Genomic DNA, 15,966 nt, shown 5'->3' with positions numbered 1-15,966 from the left:
GGATACTGAACAGGCATCTCCCAGCCCGCAAAATCAACCATCTTGCCGCCAAGCTCGACGTGCAAATCGTAAAGAGGAGTGCGCTTCGGTGCGTCGGTCATGGCAGATACCTTTTCGTATCGAGTGGTCGGAACGCATACCCGTAAGTTTGCCCCAACTTGGATCTAATGCAACGATTCAGCCTTGGTGTTTCGGCCCAGAACCGCAGCCAGAGCGGGCATGTATACGAGCGCATGCATCGGTAATGTTCCTATAGGAAACTTTTTTCCGTTAGGCAACAGACGATGTTCTCAGCGCTGGTAACTGGCACATTTGCGAAGCTGCACTTTCAACTCGGAGATTGGCTATGGTCATGCTTACAATCGAGAATTTGCGTATTCGCTACAATTCACTACGGTTTTGGCTGCAGCCTTTGAACGACGTGATCCAGCACATGAAGCCCGGCGATCAGGTCACTTTCGGCGGTATCCTCGGCAAAATCGTGACTGATTCCGTCAATAGACGGCGCAAACAGCATGGCAACCGGCATCAGGCGCGAGACGTTGGTGGCATCATGAAGCGCCCCCGAGGGCATCCTGCGCCACTTGCCGGGCGCGACCTGTTCGGCCCCATGCTCCAACGCGGCGCGAAGCGAGGAGTCCATGGCCACCGGCTCCAGCCCCAGCATCGGACCGTAGCTCAGGCCCATGCCCATCTCTGCGGCGATCTCGGCGGCTGTGGCGCGAATGATCTCCTCCATCCTTGCCAGACGGTCGGCATCTCCGTCACGCCATTGCATCGAAAACCGCACCCGCCCCGGCACAATGGACGAGGCGTTGGGGTGCAAATCCACATGCCCAATTGTCCAGACGGTTTGCTGCGTAACCACGTTTCGGAACCGGTCGTTCAGACGGGCGTTGAACGCAGACAGAGCCTGAAACGCGTCGCGACGCAGATGCATCGGCGTGGTTCCGGCGTGGTTCTGCTGACCGTCGAACTGAACCACCATATCGCGAATGCCAACGATCTCGGTTACAACTCCGATTTGCTCTTTCTGGGTATCAAGCGTCGGGCCTTGCTCGATATGCATCTCGATGAAGCCGGTGAAACGGGAGGGATCGACAAAACTCTCGGCCAGATCGCCCATCGCGCCCCGGGCTTTGGCAAAGGGTATGCCTGCATGGTCGGTCAGCTCGTCCGCCTGATCCAAAGACAAACCGCCCGACCAGATGGCCGAGCCTGTAGTAACACCAAACCGCCCCTCTTCATCTTGAAAGCTGACGACCGAGACTGGCTGATCGCTACTGCGCGCAATCTCAAGCGCGGCGATCACGCCTAGCGCACCGTCGAGCCAGCCGCCTTCGGGCTGGCTATCGCTATGTGACCCCATCAGCAAGGACGGCCCGTCCGTCAAACCAAACAGGTTCCCGACCGGATCGAAATGCGGGGTAAGGCCCGCATCTGCCATCCGGTTCGCCAGCCATTTCCGGGCGGCAATGTCGGCCTCGGAATAGGCGGGGCGGATAACGCCTTTGCACACGCCCGAGGCACCGAATTCGCGCAGCTTGTGCAGATCAGCCAAAAAGCGGTTTTCGTTGATTGCCATGAACTCCCCCCAAACGTCTTGCGCGGCCAACCATAGCGCCCAGCTGGCAACCTGCAATCACCCTTCGATTTTTGCCTAACCCCTCTGGCCCCGGCCCGGAACCTGCCCTAAGACTTGCCAGCAAGAGGGACCGCCATGTCACATATCACACTGGTTCGTCACGGTCAGGCCAACACGGCAGCGCGGGACGAGGTAAACTATGACAAGCTCAGCGATCTGGGCCACCAGCAGGCGCGCTGGCTGGGCGCGCATTTGCGCGACACGCGCGCGCATTATCCTCGCGTCTATTGCGGCACGCTGACCCGGCATGTCGAAACCGCATCGAGCATGGGACTGCCTGAGCCGGTTCGAGATGCACGCCTGAACGAGATCGAGTATTTCACCTTGGCGCAACTGTTTCACGAACAGCACGGCGTGGCGATCCCGACTGATCGCGAAGGGTTCGTTGACCACCTGCCCCGCACATTCGCTGCGTGGGCCGCTGGCGACATCCAGGATGCGCCCGAAAGTTTCGAACAGTTTGAAACCCGCGTCAGTGACGCCCTGCATGAGATCGGAACCGAGGGTGGGCCGGCCATTGTCGTAACTTCGGGTGGGCTGATCTCGATGGTGGTGCGGCAGGCAATGGGGCTGGATATCCCGTCGATGGCGCGGGTGGCGCTTGCCATCATGAACACCTCGATGCACCGGCTGCATCCGATTGGAGCGCAGCTCAGCCCGGTTCTTTTCAACGCGACCCCGCATCTGGAAGCGCCAGACCGTCAGTTCGCCCAGACCCATCTGTAGGGAGGTCACGATGCAGCTTTACTACGCTCCCCGCACCATCTCGGTCGCTGTCGCCATAGCGCTGGAGGAGGCCGGTCTGGATTATGAGGCGATCCGATTGGACTTTGCCGATGGCGAACAGACCAGACCCGCCTACAAGCAGATCAACCCCAAGGGCCGGGTTCCGGCGCTGGCGGTGGATGGCGGTATCCTGACCGAAACCGGCGCGTTGCTCGACTATATCGCAACCATCGCGCCGCAAGCCGGGCTGGCCCCCGAAGACCCGGTCATGGCCGCGCGGATGCGCGAGGTGATGTACTACCTCGCCTCGACCATGCATGTGAACCATGCCCACAAGATGCGCGGGCACCGCTGGGCCGACAAGAAATCCAGCTGGAAAGACATGAAGGACAAGGTCGCGCAGACCATGACCGCGTCCTGCAAATACATCTCGTCGAACGGGCTGCGCGGGCCGTTCGTTCTGGGTGAGACCTTCTCGCTTGCCGATGCCTACCTCTATGTGGTGTGCAGTTGGCTGGAGGGCGACGGCGTAGATGTCTCGGCCTTCCCCAAAATCCTCGCCTTCCGCGAGGCGATGGAAGCGCGGGGTTCGGTTCAGGCGGTGCAGGCCGCCGGAATGCTCTGACAAAAGGAAATATGATGACACATCTCTGGGTCCGGGCAGAACAGCGCCCGAACGAAGAACGGGTCGGCCTGACCCCCGAAGGCGCCGCCGCGCTGATCGCGGCAGGCATCCGTCTGACGGTCGAAGAAAGCTCTGTCCGCGCCATCCCGCTGGACGGTTACAAGGACGCAGGCTGCGAGATCGCGGCTGAAAACAGCTGGCCCGAGGCCCCGCAGGACGCGATCATCTTCGGCCTGAAAGAGCTGCCCGAGGACGGCACCCCCCTGCCTCATCGCCACATCATGTTTGGCCATGCCTACAAGGGCCAACATTCCGGTCGGGCTCTGCTAGAGCGGTTCAAGGCGGGCGGCGGCACGCTCTATGATCTGGAATATCTGGTCGACGAAGACGGCCGCCGCGTCGCTGCCTTTGGCTATTGGGCTGGATATGCGGGCGCGGCGGTCACGCTGAAAACATGGGCCGCGCAGCAACGCGGACAGGAATGCCCGCCCGTAGGCGTCTATGCCAACAAAGATGCGCTCAACGCCGAATTGCTGGCCGAGTTGGACGCCACCGGCGCCGACCGCCCCCGTGCCATCGTTATCGGCGCGTTAGGCCGAGTGGGTACGGGTGCCGCAGATATGTGCGAAGCGATGGGTGTCAGCGTCACTAAATGGGACATGGCCGAGACCGCCAGCGGAGGCCCATTCCCGGACATCCTGGATCATGACCTGTTCCTGAACTGCATCTTCGCGCGCCCCGGCACGCCGGTCTTTGTTCCGCGCGAGGCGCTGACCGCGCCGCGTAAGTTGACCGCCATCGGTGACGTGGCCTGCGACCCGGATAGCGACTACAATCCGGTCCCGGTCTATGACCGCGCCACCACGTGGGAGGCCCCCGCCCTGCGCGTTGCCACCGACCCAGTGATGGACGTGATGGCCATCGACAACCTGCCCTCAATGCTGCCGGTCGAAAGCTCACAAGACTACGCGGCGCAACTGCTGCCGTCTCTGCTGACGCTCACCGATCTGGACAGCGGCGTCTGGGGTCGGGCAGAAGCAACCTACAAAACTCATATCGAAGGACTCTGAGCGATGACGATTCACTGGTGTGGCACCGGCCTGTCGGCCATCCCCGGCCTGCGCCGCCTGATCGAGGGCGGGCACAAGGTCACCGTCTGGAACCGAACCATCGAAAAGGCCGAAGCCGAGGTCGGAGACCTGACCGACGACATCCGTGCCTTCGACATCGACGCTCTGGGCGCGGTGCTGGAGAAGGGCGACGTGATCGTCTCGATGTTGCCGGGCGATTGGCACGTGCCGCTGGCGGAGCTGGCAATCTCCAAAGCAGCGAACTTCGTCTCGTCCTCCTACATCGCTCCCGAAATGCGCGCGCTGGATGACAAGGCGCGTGAAGCTGGTGTGGCTTTGGTCAATGAGGTCGGGCTGGACCCGGGCATCGACCACCTGATGGCGCATGCTTTGGTGGCCGACTACCGCGCCTCGGATGCATTTGACGCGCAGAACCATCTGAGTTTTATTTCTTATTGTGGCGGCATCCCTAAGAACCCGAACCCGTTCCGCTACAAGTTCAGCTGGTCGCCACTAGGTGTGCTCAAAGCACTGCGGTCGCCGTCGAAATCCATACGCGACTATGCCCCGCTGGACATCGCCCGCCCATGGGACGCGATCAGCAGCTATATCGCGCCGCTGCCAACCCCCGAGAGCTTTGAGGTCTACCCAAATCGCGACTCGCTGCCCTTTATGGCCGAATACCAGTTTGAGGATCACTGGCCGGTCAAAGAATTCGTCCGCGGCACCCTGCGCCTGAACGGCTGGACCGATGCCTGGGCCGACGTATTCTCCGAAATCGAGACCCTCTCAGGCCCCGAAGGCGACGCGCGTCTGAAAGAGATGTCGGATCAGTTCTGGGCCGAAAACGCCTATGACGAAGGCGAGCCCGACCGCGTGGTGCTGTGCGTTGGCCTGAAAGCCGAGAAAGACGGCGTTGAGGTTTGGCACAAAACCTACGTCATGGATGCCTGGGGCGATGAACGCGGCACCGCGATGGCGCGGCTAGTGTCGATCCCGGTTTCGCTGGCGGTTGAAGCCGTCCTGAACCGCGCCATCCCTGCTGGCGTTCACGCGGCACCCAGCGATCCGAAACTGGTGCAAGGCTGGATGGGTGAAATCGACACGCTCGCGCAGCATCTACAAATCGTGGATCACTTGGGTTAACCAGCCGGTAAAAAGAAAAAGGCCATCCCAGCATGTCTGGAATGGCCTTCAATCTCGTATTTTTTCCATCTCTTAGTCTGGCTTTCTTTGCGACGCCCAAGCGTCAGATATATCGATTGATCGTGTCCTCGATATCGCTGCGGTTTATGCCCAACTCGGCCAACTGATTGTCGCTCAGGCCATCCAGATACTGCGCAGCACGCACAATTTCCGGACTTATGGCCCTGATACGCATTGCGCGATCAAACAGAAGTAGAGCCGTAGCGGATGGCGTTGGCTGATTCGCGGGCGGGATGACATCAAACATATTCGTTACCTCACTCATTATATAAACGGCGTTTGTGAACGGTCGCGGACCCTGTTTCATTGCCGAAGTGGGGCACCGTTGAAAACGCTCTCATAGGCGCGCTGTTTGATCTCGCTCCGATCAATCCCGATATCCGCGAGTTGGTGATCCGAAAGTCTTTCCAGATTGCGCACCGTGTTCGAGAAAATGCGTCTCCGAAAAAACTCGACCTTTGCGTCCGCGTAGTTCGAGAACAAACCGTCAAAGAGGCCAGTCCGGGCTTCTGCAGTATGTGAATGTGCCATTTCTTTTCCTCCTAAATTTGATTTTCAGTGCAGTACTGACATCAAATAAAGGGACGCTGCGTTAACCAAAAAGCAGCGTTCCATTAAAGTTTCTTTAGGAAGATGGAGCACGATGGCACGCGCTATCCGGAGCCTTTGGCTACATCAGATCGTTCTCGATATCCTCAGCCGATATGCCCAACGCATCCAACCCGTTCTCAAGGTGGTCCGACAGATGCGGTGTGCCGATCAGATAATCGGCGCAGGGGGTTGAGGCCTCGGATTTGGCGGTGGCAATGGCCTCGGCAAGATCCTCGGCGAAAAAGCTTTCGCGCCCGATCCACATGATGGCGACCAACTCGGCTTGCTCATCCTCGCTCATCCGGTCGACAAAGGCGCGCAACTCACCTTCGGCCCGTCCCAGCTCACGTCCCATCATGGCAACCTGAGCCACTTTCCTTGCCGAAATTTCCAACATGCCTTCAGCTCCTCTTGTTCGCGGTTTCGACACATCAGACCCCGACACGCGCCCTGAGTCTTTGATCTTACGCAAACAGAGGGGCAACTATCGCCGAACCCGCGACACCGGTTGATCCGGAACAGGCGCAGTGCGGAACGGACGAAAGCGGGCTTTTTTGATCCACAGCTTGATTGCCTGCCATACGATCAGCGCAAAGGTGCGCCGCGCACCAAACGGACGCCGCAAAAACGACCATAGTATAGAGCGGTTGGTCAGCGGCTGACGCGGACCCGTCAGCGTGGCAATCAGCCCGCCTCCTTCCCGCCCATAGTCGATCCAAACCCCAACGCGGTCGGGACGATAGTCGAAGCGGAATGTGTAGTTCCCCTCAATCTTCTGGAAGGGCGACACATGCATCAGCTTGTCCGCCACCACCCGGTCCGAGGGGTCGATGACCGCAAAACCCGGCTTGTGGCAAACATAGCTGTGGCGTGTCCCGTAAGTGTTTGTGACTTCGGCAACCACAGCGTAAAGCTGCCCATCCCCATCGAAACAGAACCAGAAACTGACCGGGTTGAAAACATGGCCCAGAACCCTCGGCTGCGTCAGCAACATGATCTGCGCAGGCTGGGGCACCTCCAGTTCCTCAAACCGGGCACGCAGCCATGGGGCTCCGATCCCCTGCCCCGGTTTACCGCCGTGATCTGACCTGCGCCAATTGGTGATGTTCACGCGGTCGACTGAAAAGAGCATCGGCGTGGACAGATCGGCCTCGGGGTCCAGCAGGATGTAATCGACCGAATAGCGAAAGGCGTTTTCAATCGCCCCTTTGCGACCGTGATAGGTGTAACCTGCTATGTGGTCGATATTTTTCATTCCGCCGCGCGTCCTGCTTTGCCCGTAAATTGTTCGACTTGCGCCCTTTTCAGAAAAGAGACGTCATTTGAAATACGGAATCCACCCCGGTTTGGACTTTTTTTGTCGCATGAAAGTGATCCGCCTTGGTGCCCCCCGCGTAATCCGGTTATGTTTACCGAGATCAATACCGTGACCTTGGACGAACCTGCGGCTGAACAGGCCGCCCCTCAGCCTTGGCGCGCAAAGAAACGCATCAAGGGTAGACAGGTGAACGGAACGAACGGCAGTTGCGACACCAGGACCGAGTGGGTGGACCATGTCAGGCGCATCCGAGACGCGCAGGACCAGGCGGCTTTTGCCGAGCTGTTCCTGCATTTCGCGCCGCGTGTAAAGGCGTTCCTGATGAAGTCAGGATCCGACGCCGCTCTGGCCGAGGAGTGCGCGCAAGAGGTGATGGCGACCTTGTGGCACAAGGCCCATCTGTTCGATCCGTCACGGGCCACGGTGGCCACTTGGGTGTTCACCATCGCTCGGAACAAGCGCATTGACGTCCTGCGCAAGCAACGCCGCCCTGAACCCGAGGAACTGGGATGGGGCCCCGAGGCTGAGCCGGACCAGGACGATGTCCTTGCGCTACAACAGGAAACCGCGCAGCTGCGCACCGCCATGCTGGCGTTGCCCGAGGCGCAGAGAGAGCTGATCGAGAAGGCGTATTTCGGTGATCTGAGTCATCGAGAGATTGCGTCTCAGACCGGGTTGCCCCTGGGAACGATCAAATCACGTATTAGGTTGGCGCTGGACCGCTTGCGCCACGCGATGAACTGAGATGAGCAAGATGAGCCAGTCGATTAAACATCACCTGACAGATGAGCTGCTGATGGCCTATGCCGCCGGCTCGCTGCCCGAGGCGTTCGACCTGATGGTTGCAACCCATCTGTCGCTTTGCGACCACTGCCGTGCGCGCGCCGAAAGCTATGAGGCCGTGGGCGGACATGTTTTGGATGCACAACCCGATGCTGTCAGCATGAGCGACGCATCCCTTGCCGCAACGATGGCCCTGATCTCTCAAGGCGCACCGACCCCCAAGCCCGCCCGTCCGGGCTGCGCCATCCTACCGACCCCCCTGCAAGACTATGTCGGTGGGACAGTTGATGACATTCAGTGGAAACCGATCGGTATGGGCGTGAAGCAGGCGATCCTGCCGACCAGCAAAGAGGCCACCGCCCGCTTGCTGTTCATTCCCGCAGGTGTCGCCGTCCCGGATCACAGCCACAATGGTACGGAACTGACAATGGTTCTTCAGGGCGCGTTTTCGGATGAGGTTGATCGCTTCGCACGCGGCGATGTCGAGATTGCAGATGAAGATCTGCATCACACGCCGACGGCCGACATCACCGAGGATTGCATCTGTCTGGCCGTTACGGACGCACCGCTGAAGTTTAGCAAACTGATGCCGCGCCTTTTCCAGCCCTTCCTGCGGATCTGATCATGTATATTTCGGATCAGAACTGCCTCTGACAGGAGATAATTCATGACCCGAACATGTTTGATCGCGCTTGGCTTTGCGTGCTTTGCCACGATTGCGTCTGCCCAGATGAAGGCTGATGTGAAGTTCGAGCCAGGCAACTTTGGCACAATGGTCAACGGTACCGTGACCGGAGATGAGTATTTTGACTACTCTCTCGGCGCGAAAGCCGGGCAAGAGATGTTTGCCGATCTCAAGGTCAGCGACACCAATGGCAATGGTGTGGTCTATTTCAACATCCTGCCCCCCGGTAGCGATGGCGTCGCGATCTATAACGGCTCGATTGACGGCAACACTGCCCGCATCGATCTGCCCGAGGACGGGGACTATACGATCCGAGTCTATCTGATGGGAAATGACCGGGATACGGGCAAAACCGTGGGCTACAATCTGGACCTGTCGATCCAGTAAGTTGCTACTTGAGCTCGCTGTCGACTGCGGCGTTTTCAGACCGAATAGGAACCCCCAACAACTCTAAAGCGCCGCTGCGGCCCTTGACCTCGATCGGGGGGATGCTGACTAGCCCGTCCAAGAGGCCCCGCCCTCCAGCCGCTGTCACAAGGTCGTTCGAGACAATCAGGTCCATTTCCAGATCGCGGGTCAGGCTTTCAAGCCTTGCGGCTATGTTCACCGCGTCTCCGAACACCGAAAACTCCAGCCTGTCTTGATCGCCTATAACGCCGAGAAACACCTCACCCCAATGCAAGCCGATTCCGGTGCCAAGTGACGGAAGGCCCGCCGATTTGCGCTCGGCAGTCCAGCGGGCCATTTCGTCGAACAGCCCTGCGCCGCAGTTCAGGCAGCGTTCTGCGGCCTGATCTCCGTCAAACACGATCATAACGGCGTCTCCGATGAACTTGTCGATGATCCCGTTTTCCCGACGCACAACAGCCGAGACCCGGCGCCTGTAATCCGACACCAGTTCAGAGACCTCATCCGGCTCAAGCTGTTGCGACAGTGTAGTGAATCCGCGCAGATCGATGAAAATCAAACCGGCCATCTGGCGGCGTCCGTTTTTCAAAGCCGCCAATCCGCTGTCGCCGAGGTCCTGAACGACCTGCGAGGGCAGGTAGCGCGTCAGGTTTGCGCGTCGCTGCGCCTCAGTTATGGATTGGAACAGCAACTTGTGAACCCGCCTTGCGGCAACGATCAGAACCATCCCGGCCAGGGCGATCATGAAGACTCGGATCAGGTTGGGCGGCGGTGCCAGAAACAGCCAGATAGGACTATCCGTGTGACCCCGCGCGGATCCTGCATTTATCCCGATCAGGAACAGAAACCCAAGCGACAGCAAGACAACCTGCATCAACATGACCTTGGGGTTGCCGCGTAATACTCCGAAAGCCAGAACCACAGGGACCAGCCAGACGGCAGGCAGAACGAAGACCTCGTCCCCGACAAGGCCAGTATTGAGCAAGCCCAACCAGACCGAGACAATCAGGAACACGGAATCCGCGCCCGACACAGGCCAGGCCATCCAACCCGAAAAGCGCCCCCTGCGAGCCGCGATCCATGTCACGAAGCCAAGCAAGAAATAGGCAAAGAGGGTTCCGAACGCGAACGCCCATTGGCGCTCCAGAACCGCATGTCCGCTGTTCGAAACCGGTTGGATGGTGACGAGGAAAAAGACGCCAAGGCCCGCCGCAACACCCATTCGCAACAGGCCAACGATCTGTTCCGCGTCTTGCTCGGCCGTTCTCAGCAGTTGGTCAATTTCTGGCGGGTGCGCCGCATTTTTCATTCTGCAACCTGTCTGTCAGGATGCGCACTCAGCCCTCGTGCCGCGTCAAAGGGACGACCTCCGAGGGGGCCTCTGGCGCCAATTCCTCAAAATCAAAGTTATCAAGCCGTTGCGCCCTGCGGCCAGCTTTTTCCGCACTGATCTTGATGTCCGAGATATCCTTGGCCGCCTGCCCGAAATGACGATCCAAATTGGCAACGCGGTCGCCCAGACGCTCGACATCCTTGTGCAGCATTCCCAGTTCTTTGCGGATGGCGCCTGCTTGTTCCCGCATCCTTGCGTCTTTTAGAATCGCGCGCATCGTGTTCAGCGTCGCCATACAGGTGGTCGGTGACACGATCCAGACGCGTTTGGTAAAACTCTCCTGCACCAATTCGGGGAACTTGGCGTGCAACTCGGCATAGACCGCCTCGGACGGCAGGAACATCAGCGCGCCATCGGCTGTTTCGCCATCCAGAATGTATTTCTCAGCGATATCGTTGATGTGTTTGCGCACCGTGCTGCGGAACATTTGAACCGCCGCCTTTAGCTCGGCGTCATTGGTCGATCCAATCAGAGCCTCATAGGCTTCCAACGGGAATTTGCTGTCGATCACAATCGGCCCCGGAGGGTTCGGCAGATGGATCAGACAATCCGCCCGGCGTCCGTTCGAGAGGGTTGCCTGCAACTGGAAACTGTCATGCGGAAGCGCTTTGGAGACTATGTCATTCAGCTGAATCTCACCAAACGCGCCCCTGGTCTGTTTGTTCGACAAGATATCCTGCAGCGACAACACATCGCCGGACAGCTTGGTGATGTTGTCCTGCGCCTTGTCTATGGCGGCCAACCGCTCCTGAAGCTGGGTCAGCGAAGTCGCGGTCTGCTTGGAGGACCCGTGCAGCGATTCCTTCATCCTCTCTTGCATTTCGGCCAGCGCGCGGGCCGATTTCATGGCATTGTCGGCCAGTCGGTCATTCATCTGCTGCTGCACCGAGGAAAGGCGGGATTCGACCGTCTGAATCACCTGCACCTGCGCATTGGCCTGCGTGTCCGAGACATGCTGCAACCCGCCGCGCAATTGCTCCTGCCCCTGCCCCAACGCCTGCACATGTTGCCCCAGATGCGCCATCTGTCGCGCGAGGGGCTCTGCCATCCGCGCGGAACGTTGCGACGCCCGCAGCGACAGAAACAGCAACAAAAGAACCAGCGCCAGAACGCCACCCGCAACGAGGATTACGGGGTCATTCAGTGCATATTGGGTGCCTGCAATCTCGATCATATAAACCTGTATGTTCTCGTTTTGTTTCTATCTTTTTAGACGCTTCGCGTGACCAGATCAACTGCGCCCGAACAGGCGCTCGATATCGCTGAGTTTCAGTTCAACATAAGTGGGTCGCCCGTGGTTACATTGGCCGGAATGCGGGGTGGCCTCCATCTCGCGCAGCAGGGCGTTCATTTCCTCGGCCCGCATCCGGCGGCCAGAGCGGATCGAACCACGGCAGGCAACGCGGCTGAGGATCGCCTCAATCCGCGCCTGCACCATCTGACTGTCGCCCTGATCGGCAAGCTCATCGAGGATATCCAGGATCATCGCGCGGGCATCAACCTCGCCCAGAATGGCAGGGGTTTCGCGCACGGCAATGGCACCGCCGCCAAAAGGCTCCAGCGTCAGGCCAAGGCGTGAAAGGTCATCGGCCACTGCCATCAGCCGCGCGCAATCGCCTTCGGACAGTTCGACGATCTCGGGGATCAGCAAAGCCTGCGCGGCGACACCGTTCTCGGCCATTTGCGTTTTGAGCTTTTCATAAACCAACCGCTCATGCGCCGCGTGCTGGTCGACGATGACCATCCCGTCGGCGGTTTGTGCGATGATGTAATTTTCATGCACCTGACCGCGTGCTGCCCCCAAGGGCAGGTCCTGAGGCGCGGGTTCTTCAGCGGTCACCGGGGTCACAACCGGGGTCGGCTCAACGATGCTGCCGCTATAGTCCCTTGCCAATTCAGCAAAGCCGGGGGATTGCGCCCGATACGCGGCTTGCCGGGCCGCCTGCGACGGCCGGTCCATCTGGTAGACCCGCGCAGGGGTAGGCTGCGGCGCCTCGGGCCGCATCGCGCCCAAAGTCGCGTTGGCAACAGTCGAGGACGCCCGATGTCCGGCTTCGGCCAGCGCGTGGCGCAGGGCGGATACGATCAAACCACGCGCGACGCCGGGATCGCGGAACCGAACCTCTGACTTGGCGGGATGCACGTTCACGTCCACCAGCGTCGGATCGCAGTCGATGAAAAGCGCCGCAGCAGGGTGTCGGTCGCGGCTGAGGAAATCGAAATACGCGGCCCGAAGCGCGCCAGTCAGCATCTTGTCACGGACTGGACGGCCATTGACGAACAGATATTGCGCGACCGCAGCCCCGCGCGAATAGGTCGGAAGGGCAGCATAGCCGTACAACCGAATACCTTCGCGGGTCGCGTCAATCTGCAGGGCGTTATCGGCGAACTCGCGACCGATCACGCGGGCCAGACGGGCGTGGAGGGCATCGAAAAGATCGCCATTCTCGCGGTCGGCGCGGAAGGTCACGCGACCCTGACCTCCGCCCGAAACATCGCGCAAGGTGAACGTGACGGAAGGCTCAGCCATGGCGAGGCGTTTGACCGTATCGCCAATGGCCTGAGCCTCGGCCCGATCGGTTCGCATAAACTTGAGCCGTGCCGGCGTGGCGAAAAACAGATCGCGCAGCTCGACCACTGTGCCTGCACGAAGGGCGGCGGGCTTCACCGCCTCCATCTTGCCGCCCGAAACCGCAATTGACGCCGCATTCGCGCCCGGAACGCGGCTGGTGATCGACAAGCGACCTACCGCGCCGAGCGAGGGCAAAGCTTCACCCCGAAAGCCGAAGGTGTGAATGTTCAAAAGGTCCGACCCGTCGATTTTCGAGGTCGCATGGCGCGACAAGGCCAGCGGCAGATCCTCGGGCGCGATACCACAGCCATCATCGGTGACACGAATCAAGGTCTTGCCCCCGCCCGCGATATCTATGGCAATACGGGTGGCTCCGGCGTCGATGGCATTCTCGACCAGTTCCTTGACGGCCGAGGCCGGGCGTTCGACCACTTCACCCGCGGCGATGCGGTTGATCGCAGCATCGTCGAGCTGCCGGATAACGGGTCGTGTTTCGCTGATATTGGGGGTCGTCTGCGCCATACCACCAGACCTAGCACATCACGGCCCGATTCTGCCACCGGATTGAACCGTAATATCGGCCGATCTTTCAGATCAAGAAGGAGGGGGGCCGGACAGTGTTCGGGGGCTGGCTGTGCCGCCCTCACCGAACCCTGCCCGGACTTACCGAAGTGAGTGGTAGTTGTTAGCCGGTAATGTAATTGACCTAACATGCAATTAGTTAAATTGCTTATTAAGAGTCATCTTTATTTACTCTGGGCAAAGTTCAGCCGATGACCTGCGGGAACCAGTGGCAGGAAAGTGCCGCTTCACGCAGGTGTGTGCGCACCCACTCGGGTGCGGCACGGGCCGAAAATGGCGGTCAGGGCCAGGATCGCGCCGGACATGGTGGCGATCATCCCTGCCGCGCTGACGGCGTCCGCCGCGCCCAGCCAAAGCGGGCCATACCCGGCCAGCACATATCCCGAAACAGCTGAGAGGATGGCGAATCCCACGCTCCAGGCGATTTGCGTCTCCAGCCGGTTGGTCATCATGCGCGCCGCAGCAGGGGGGCAGATGAACATGGCGATCACGATGATCGAGCCGACGGCATCAAAGGCGGCAACAGCAGCGATCGCGGCGACGATGACCAACGCCAGTCCTAGCGCGCCCGTGCGGATACCCATGGTGCGAGCGAACCCCTCATCGAAGGTCGAGATTTTCAGTGGCCGCCAGAACAGCCATGTGAACAGCAGAACACCCAGCATCGTCACCGCGATCCGAGGCAGTTCAGGCGGCAGCCCGGCCAAGGCCTGCAAGTCCCAAAGTGAGGACCAGCCCGTCGCATCCAGCCAGATCTGGCTTTCCAGATTGCCGTAAAGCGCATGTTCCACATCCAGATGCACGGTTGAGGTATCCGTCTGCTCCAACAGCAGCACACCTGCCGCAAACATCGTGGTAAAGACCACACCCATCGCCGCACCCGGCTCGATTTGACCCAGCCTCCGGATCGCCTCGATCAGAACAACGGCAACGATCGCCGCTCCCGCCGCGCCCAGCATCATGGGCCAGGTGGAGATCGCTCCGGTCAGCAGAAAGGCCACAACGATGCCGGGCAGGACCACATGGCTGATCGCATCCCCGATCAGCGCCTGTTTGCGCAGCACGAGGAAATTGCCGGGCAAGGCGCAGGCTATCGCCGCGAAGGTGCCGATCAGCAGTGGCGTCAGCGACAGGGGAACGAATTCTTCACCGCTCATGTCGGAACCCCCTGTGGTCCGCCGATGCGATTGTCTATTTCCGCGATCTGATCCTTGGTCAGTACGGTTTCGATGTCACGCAGGCCATCGTATAGCGCGGCAGTCGCCTCATGCGCCTGATCCGCGCGCACGACCTCCCACCGCTTTTCATCGCGCAACGCTTTTGCAGCGCGAGCTTTGCCAGCCTCGGTCGCTACGCCATCGGCGCGCACAAGATCAGCGTGGCGCAACAGGCGCAGGGTTAGAGGTTCGTAGATCTTCTGGCCTTGTGCCAAAGCCAACAGCCCTTGCCGGATATGCACCCGACGTTGGAACCTCAGATGGCGCAGAACGGCGGCCAGAATCCCGCGGACCGGGGCGAGGAACAGGGACAGGACGAAGAAGGCGAAGCTGACCAGAACGATGATAGGCCCAGTCGGCAGATTCGGCGCAGTGGCCGACAAGGCGGCGCCGATATAGCCCGCCAAACCACCCGCGAGACCGGCCAGCAAGACGACGCGATCCGACCGCTCGGACCAGAACCGCGCGGTGACTGGAGGGATGATCAGCAAAGCCACGATCAGGATCAGACCAACGATCTTCAGGCCCACCACAGTGACCGCCATCACCAGACCCATCATGGCAAGGTCAATGCGATGCACGGGCAAGCCCCGGGCGGCGGCATATTCGGGGTCAAACGCCACCAAAGTCATCGGGCGGCGCAGGATCATCACAAGCACCAGAGTCGCCGCACCTCCGATCGCGATGATCAAGGCATCCGCCCACAGCATCCCGGCGGTTGATCCGAGAAGGAAGCCCTCCAACCCCGCTTGCCGACCAACGCCCATGGTCTGAATGACGGTCAGTAGGACGATTCCGAAGCCGAAAAACACCGATAGAACCGCGCCAATGGCTGCATCCTCGGCCAGTCGCGTGTGGCGCGTTAGCCAGTTCAGGCAGAGCAGACCAACCCAAGCCGACACCGCCGATCCGGCCAGCAGCCCCAGCAGGTTACGCCCATCCCCACCCAAAGCGACAAGCAACATGAAGGCCAGACAGACCCCCGGCAAAGTCGCATGACTGATCGCGTCACTGACCAGCGCGCGTTTGCGCAAAAAAAGAAAGGTGCCGGTCACACCGGCCGAGACTCCCAGCAAACTCGCACCAATAGCGACCAGCGTGGCGTTGTAGCCAAGCTGCAGGCTGAGCGCATCCCAGAGCATTCC

Annotated in this window: 17 protein-coding genes; 7 read left to right on the top strand and 10 right to left on the bottom strand. The window is 60.0% G+C overall.

Annotated elements, in window-relative coordinates:
• Positions 1-391: 391 nt before the first annotated feature.
• Positions 392-1,585 carry a Zn-dependent hydrolase gene (locus ACR0KL_RS16310; protein WP_480777277.1) on the bottom strand — a complete coding sequence of 398 codons (1,194 nt, stop codon included), beginning with the start codon at positions 1,583-1,585 and terminating at the stop codon, positions 392-394.
• Between the two features lie 135 nt (positions 1,586-1,720).
• On the opposite strand from ACR0KL_RS16310, the gene ACR0KL_RS16305 reads away from it, so the two are divergent.
• Genes ACR0KL_RS16305 through ACR0KL_RS16290 form a run of 4 tightly spaced genes read left to right on the top strand, consistent with a single transcriptional unit; the run spans position 1,721 to position 5,212 of the window.
• Positions 1,721-2,371 (top strand): histidine phosphatase family protein, encoded by a 651-nt coding sequence (locus ACR0KL_RS16305; RefSeq protein WP_170528781.1) that lies wholly within the window; start codon positions 1,721-1,723, stop codon positions 2,369-2,371.
• A gap of 10 nt (positions 2,372-2,381) precedes the next feature.
• Positions 2,382-2,996, top strand: a complete 615-nt coding sequence (locus ACR0KL_RS16300) for a glutathione S-transferase family protein (RefSeq protein ID WP_480777276.1) — start codon at positions 2,382-2,384, stop codon at positions 2,994-2,996.
• A gap of 14 nt (positions 2,997-3,010) precedes the next feature.
• Entirely contained in the window at positions 3,011-4,066 is a 1,056-nt protein-coding gene (locus ACR0KL_RS16295; RefSeq protein WP_170679343.1) for a saccharopine dehydrogenase, read from the top strand.
• 3 nt (positions 4,067-4,069) lie between these two features.
• Positions 4,070-5,212 (top strand): saccharopine dehydrogenase C-terminal domain-containing protein, encoded by a 1,143-nt coding sequence (locus tag ACR0KL_RS16290; protein ID WP_170679345.1) that lies wholly within the window; start codon positions 4,070-4,072, stop codon positions 5,210-5,212.
• Between the two features lie 103 nt (positions 5,213-5,315).
• On the opposite strand, the gene ACR0KL_RS16285 is transcribed toward ACR0KL_RS16290, so the two are convergent.
• The 4 genes from ACR0KL_RS16285 to ACR0KL_RS16270 all read right to left on the bottom strand — a co-directional run bounded on the left by ACR0KL_RS16285 (position 5,316) and on the right by ACR0KL_RS16270 (position 7,118).
• Entirely contained in the window at positions 5,316-5,519 is a 204-nt protein-coding gene (locus ACR0KL_RS16285; protein WP_170492715.1) for a DUF1127 domain-containing protein, read from the bottom strand.
• A gap of 56 nt (positions 5,520-5,575) precedes the next feature.
• Entirely contained in the window at positions 5,576-5,803 is a 228-nt protein-coding gene (locus tag ACR0KL_RS16280; protein ID WP_480777275.1) for a DUF1127 domain-containing protein, read from the bottom strand.
• Positions 5,804-5,942: 139 nt separating this feature from the next.
• The gene (locus ACR0KL_RS16275; protein WP_170379290.1) at positions 5,943-6,260 is read right to left on the bottom strand and encodes a DUF3775 domain-containing protein; all 318 of its coding nucleotides are present in this window, start codon (positions 6,258-6,260) and stop codon (positions 5,943-5,945) included.
• A gap of 87 nt (positions 6,261-6,347) precedes the next feature.
• On the bottom strand, positions 6,348-7,118 hold the full coding sequence (locus tag ACR0KL_RS16270) for a DUF1365 domain-containing protein (protein WP_480777274.1): 771 nt from the start codon (positions 7,116-7,118) through the stop codon (positions 6,348-6,350).
• 291 nt (positions 7,119-7,409) lie between these two features.
• On the opposite strand from ACR0KL_RS16270, the gene ACR0KL_RS16265 reads away from it, so the two are divergent.
• Genes ACR0KL_RS16265 through ACR0KL_RS16255 form a run of 3 tightly spaced genes read left to right on the top strand, consistent with a single transcriptional unit; the run spans position 7,410 to position 9,036 of the window.
• Positions 7,410-7,925, top strand: a complete 516-nt coding sequence (locus ACR0KL_RS16265; protein ID WP_480777279.1) for a sigma-70 family RNA polymerase sigma factor — start codon at positions 7,410-7,412, stop codon at positions 7,923-7,925.
• Between the two features lie 10 nt (positions 7,926-7,935).
• Positions 7,936-8,586 carry a ChrR family anti-sigma-E factor gene (locus ACR0KL_RS16260; RefSeq protein WP_170379294.1) on the top strand — a complete coding sequence of 217 codons (651 nt, stop codon included), beginning with the start codon at positions 7,936-7,938 and terminating at the stop codon, positions 8,584-8,586.
• A 45-nt stretch (positions 8,587-8,631) separates the two neighbouring features.
• Complete coding sequence (locus ACR0KL_RS16255; RefSeq protein WP_425084905.1) at positions 8,632-9,036, top strand: hypothetical protein; 405 nt, start codon at positions 8,632-8,634, stop codon at positions 9,034-9,036.
• A 4-nt stretch (positions 9,037-9,040) separates the two neighbouring features.
• On the opposite strand, the gene ACR0KL_RS16250 is transcribed toward ACR0KL_RS16255, so the two are convergent.
• The 5 genes from ACR0KL_RS16250 to ACR0KL_RS16230 all read right to left on the bottom strand — a co-directional run bounded on the left by ACR0KL_RS16250 (position 9,041) and on the right by ACR0KL_RS16230 (position 15,963).
• Positions 9,041-10,366: an adenylate/guanylate cyclase domain-containing protein gene (locus ACR0KL_RS16250; RefSeq protein ID WP_480777273.1), complete on the bottom strand. Its 1,326-nt coding sequence runs from the start codon at positions 10,364-10,366 to the stop codon at positions 9,041-9,043.
• A 28-nt stretch (positions 10,367-10,394) separates the two neighbouring features.
• Entirely contained in the window at positions 10,395-11,624 is a 1,230-nt protein-coding gene (locus ACR0KL_RS16245; RefSeq protein WP_170679356.1) for a DNA recombination protein RmuC, read from the bottom strand.
• A 57-nt stretch (positions 11,625-11,681) separates the two neighbouring features.
• A complete protein-coding gene (gene mutL / locus ACR0KL_RS16240) occupies positions 11,682-13,544 on the bottom strand; it encodes a DNA mismatch repair endonuclease MutL (RefSeq protein ID WP_170679358.1) in 1,863 nt (620 codons plus the stop codon).
• Between the two features lie 287 nt (positions 13,545-13,831).
• On the bottom strand, positions 13,832-14,761 hold the full coding sequence (locus ACR0KL_RS16235) for a metal ABC transporter permease (RefSeq protein ID WP_170679360.1): 930 nt from the start codon (positions 14,759-14,761) through the stop codon (positions 13,832-13,834).
• Positions 14,758-15,963, bottom strand: coding sequence for a metal ABC transporter permease (locus tag ACR0KL_RS16230; protein ID WP_170679362.1), 1,206 nt, complete (start codon positions 15,961-15,963; stop codon positions 14,758-14,760). Before ACR0KL_RS16230 ends, ACR0KL_RS16235 begins: the two co-directional genes overlap by 4 nt.
• Positions 15,964-15,966 lie beyond the last annotated feature (3 nt).

This window comes from Ruegeria sp. C8 (assembly GCF_056537565.1).
The sequence above is the reverse complement of the archived record's forward strand: the minus strand, read 5'-3'. Positions and strand labels throughout refer to the sequence as shown.

What these genes read in the sequence shown, in the direction of transcription:
- ACR0KL_RS16310 (WP_480777277.1), bottom strand. Translation starts at nt 1,585, where the DNA reads ATGGCAATCAACGAAAACCGCTTTTTGGCTGATCTGCACAAGCTGCGC.
- ACR0KL_RS16305 (WP_170528781.1), top strand. Translation starts at nt 1,721, where the DNA reads ATGTCACATATCACACTGGTTCGTCACGGTCAGGCCAACACGGCAGCG.
- ACR0KL_RS16300 (WP_480777276.1), top strand. Translation starts at nt 2,382, where the DNA reads ATGCAGCTTTACTACGCTCCCCGCACCATCTCGGTCGCTGTCGCCATA.
- ACR0KL_RS16295 (WP_170679343.1), top strand. Translation starts at nt 3,011, where the DNA reads ATGACACATCTCTGGGTCCGGGCAGAACAGCGCCCGAACGAAGAACGG.
- ACR0KL_RS16290 (WP_170679345.1), top strand. Translation starts at nt 4,070, where the DNA reads ATGACGATTCACTGGTGTGGCACCGGCCTGTCGGCCATCCCCGGCCTG.
- ACR0KL_RS16285 (WP_170492715.1), bottom strand. Translation starts at nt 5,519, where the DNA reads ATGTTTGATGTCATCCCGCCCGCGAATCAGCCAACGCCATCCGCTACG.
- ACR0KL_RS16280 (WP_480777275.1), bottom strand. Translation starts at nt 5,803, where the DNA reads ATGGCACATTCACATACTGCAGAAGCCCGGACTGGCCTCTTTGACGGT.
- ACR0KL_RS16275 (WP_170379290.1), bottom strand. Translation starts at nt 6,260, where the DNA reads ATGTTGGAAATTTCGGCAAGGAAAGTGGCTCAGGTTGCCATGATGGGA.
- ACR0KL_RS16270 (WP_480777274.1), bottom strand. Translation starts at nt 7,118, where the DNA reads ATGAAAAATATCGACCACATAGCAGGTTACACCTATCACGGTCGCAAA.
- ACR0KL_RS16260 (WP_170379294.1), top strand. Translation starts at nt 7,936, where the DNA reads ATGAGCCAGTCGATTAAACATCACCTGACAGATGAGCTGCTGATGGCC.
- ACR0KL_RS16255 (WP_425084905.1), top strand. Translation starts at nt 8,632, where the DNA reads ATGACCCGAACATGTTTGATCGCGCTTGGCTTTGCGTGCTTTGCCACG.
- ACR0KL_RS16250 (WP_480777273.1), bottom strand. Translation starts at nt 10,366, where the DNA reads ATGAAAAATGCGGCGCACCCGCCAGAAATTGACCAACTGCTGAGAACG.
- ACR0KL_RS16245 (WP_170679356.1), bottom strand. Translation starts at nt 11,624, where the DNA reads ATGATCGAGATTGCAGGCACCCAATATGCACTGAATGACCCCGTAATC.
- mutL (WP_170679358.1), bottom strand. Translation starts at nt 13,544, where the DNA reads ATGGCGCAGACGACCCCCAATATCAGCGAAACACGACCCGTTATCCGG.
- ACR0KL_RS16235 (WP_170679360.1), bottom strand. Translation starts at nt 14,761, where the DNA reads ATGAGCGGTGAAGAATTCGTTCCCCTGTCGCTGACGCCACTGCTGATC.
- ACR0KL_RS16230 (WP_170679362.1), bottom strand. Translation starts at nt 15,963, where the DNA reads ATGCTCTGGGATGCGCTCAGCCTGCAGCTTGGCTACAACGCCACGCTG.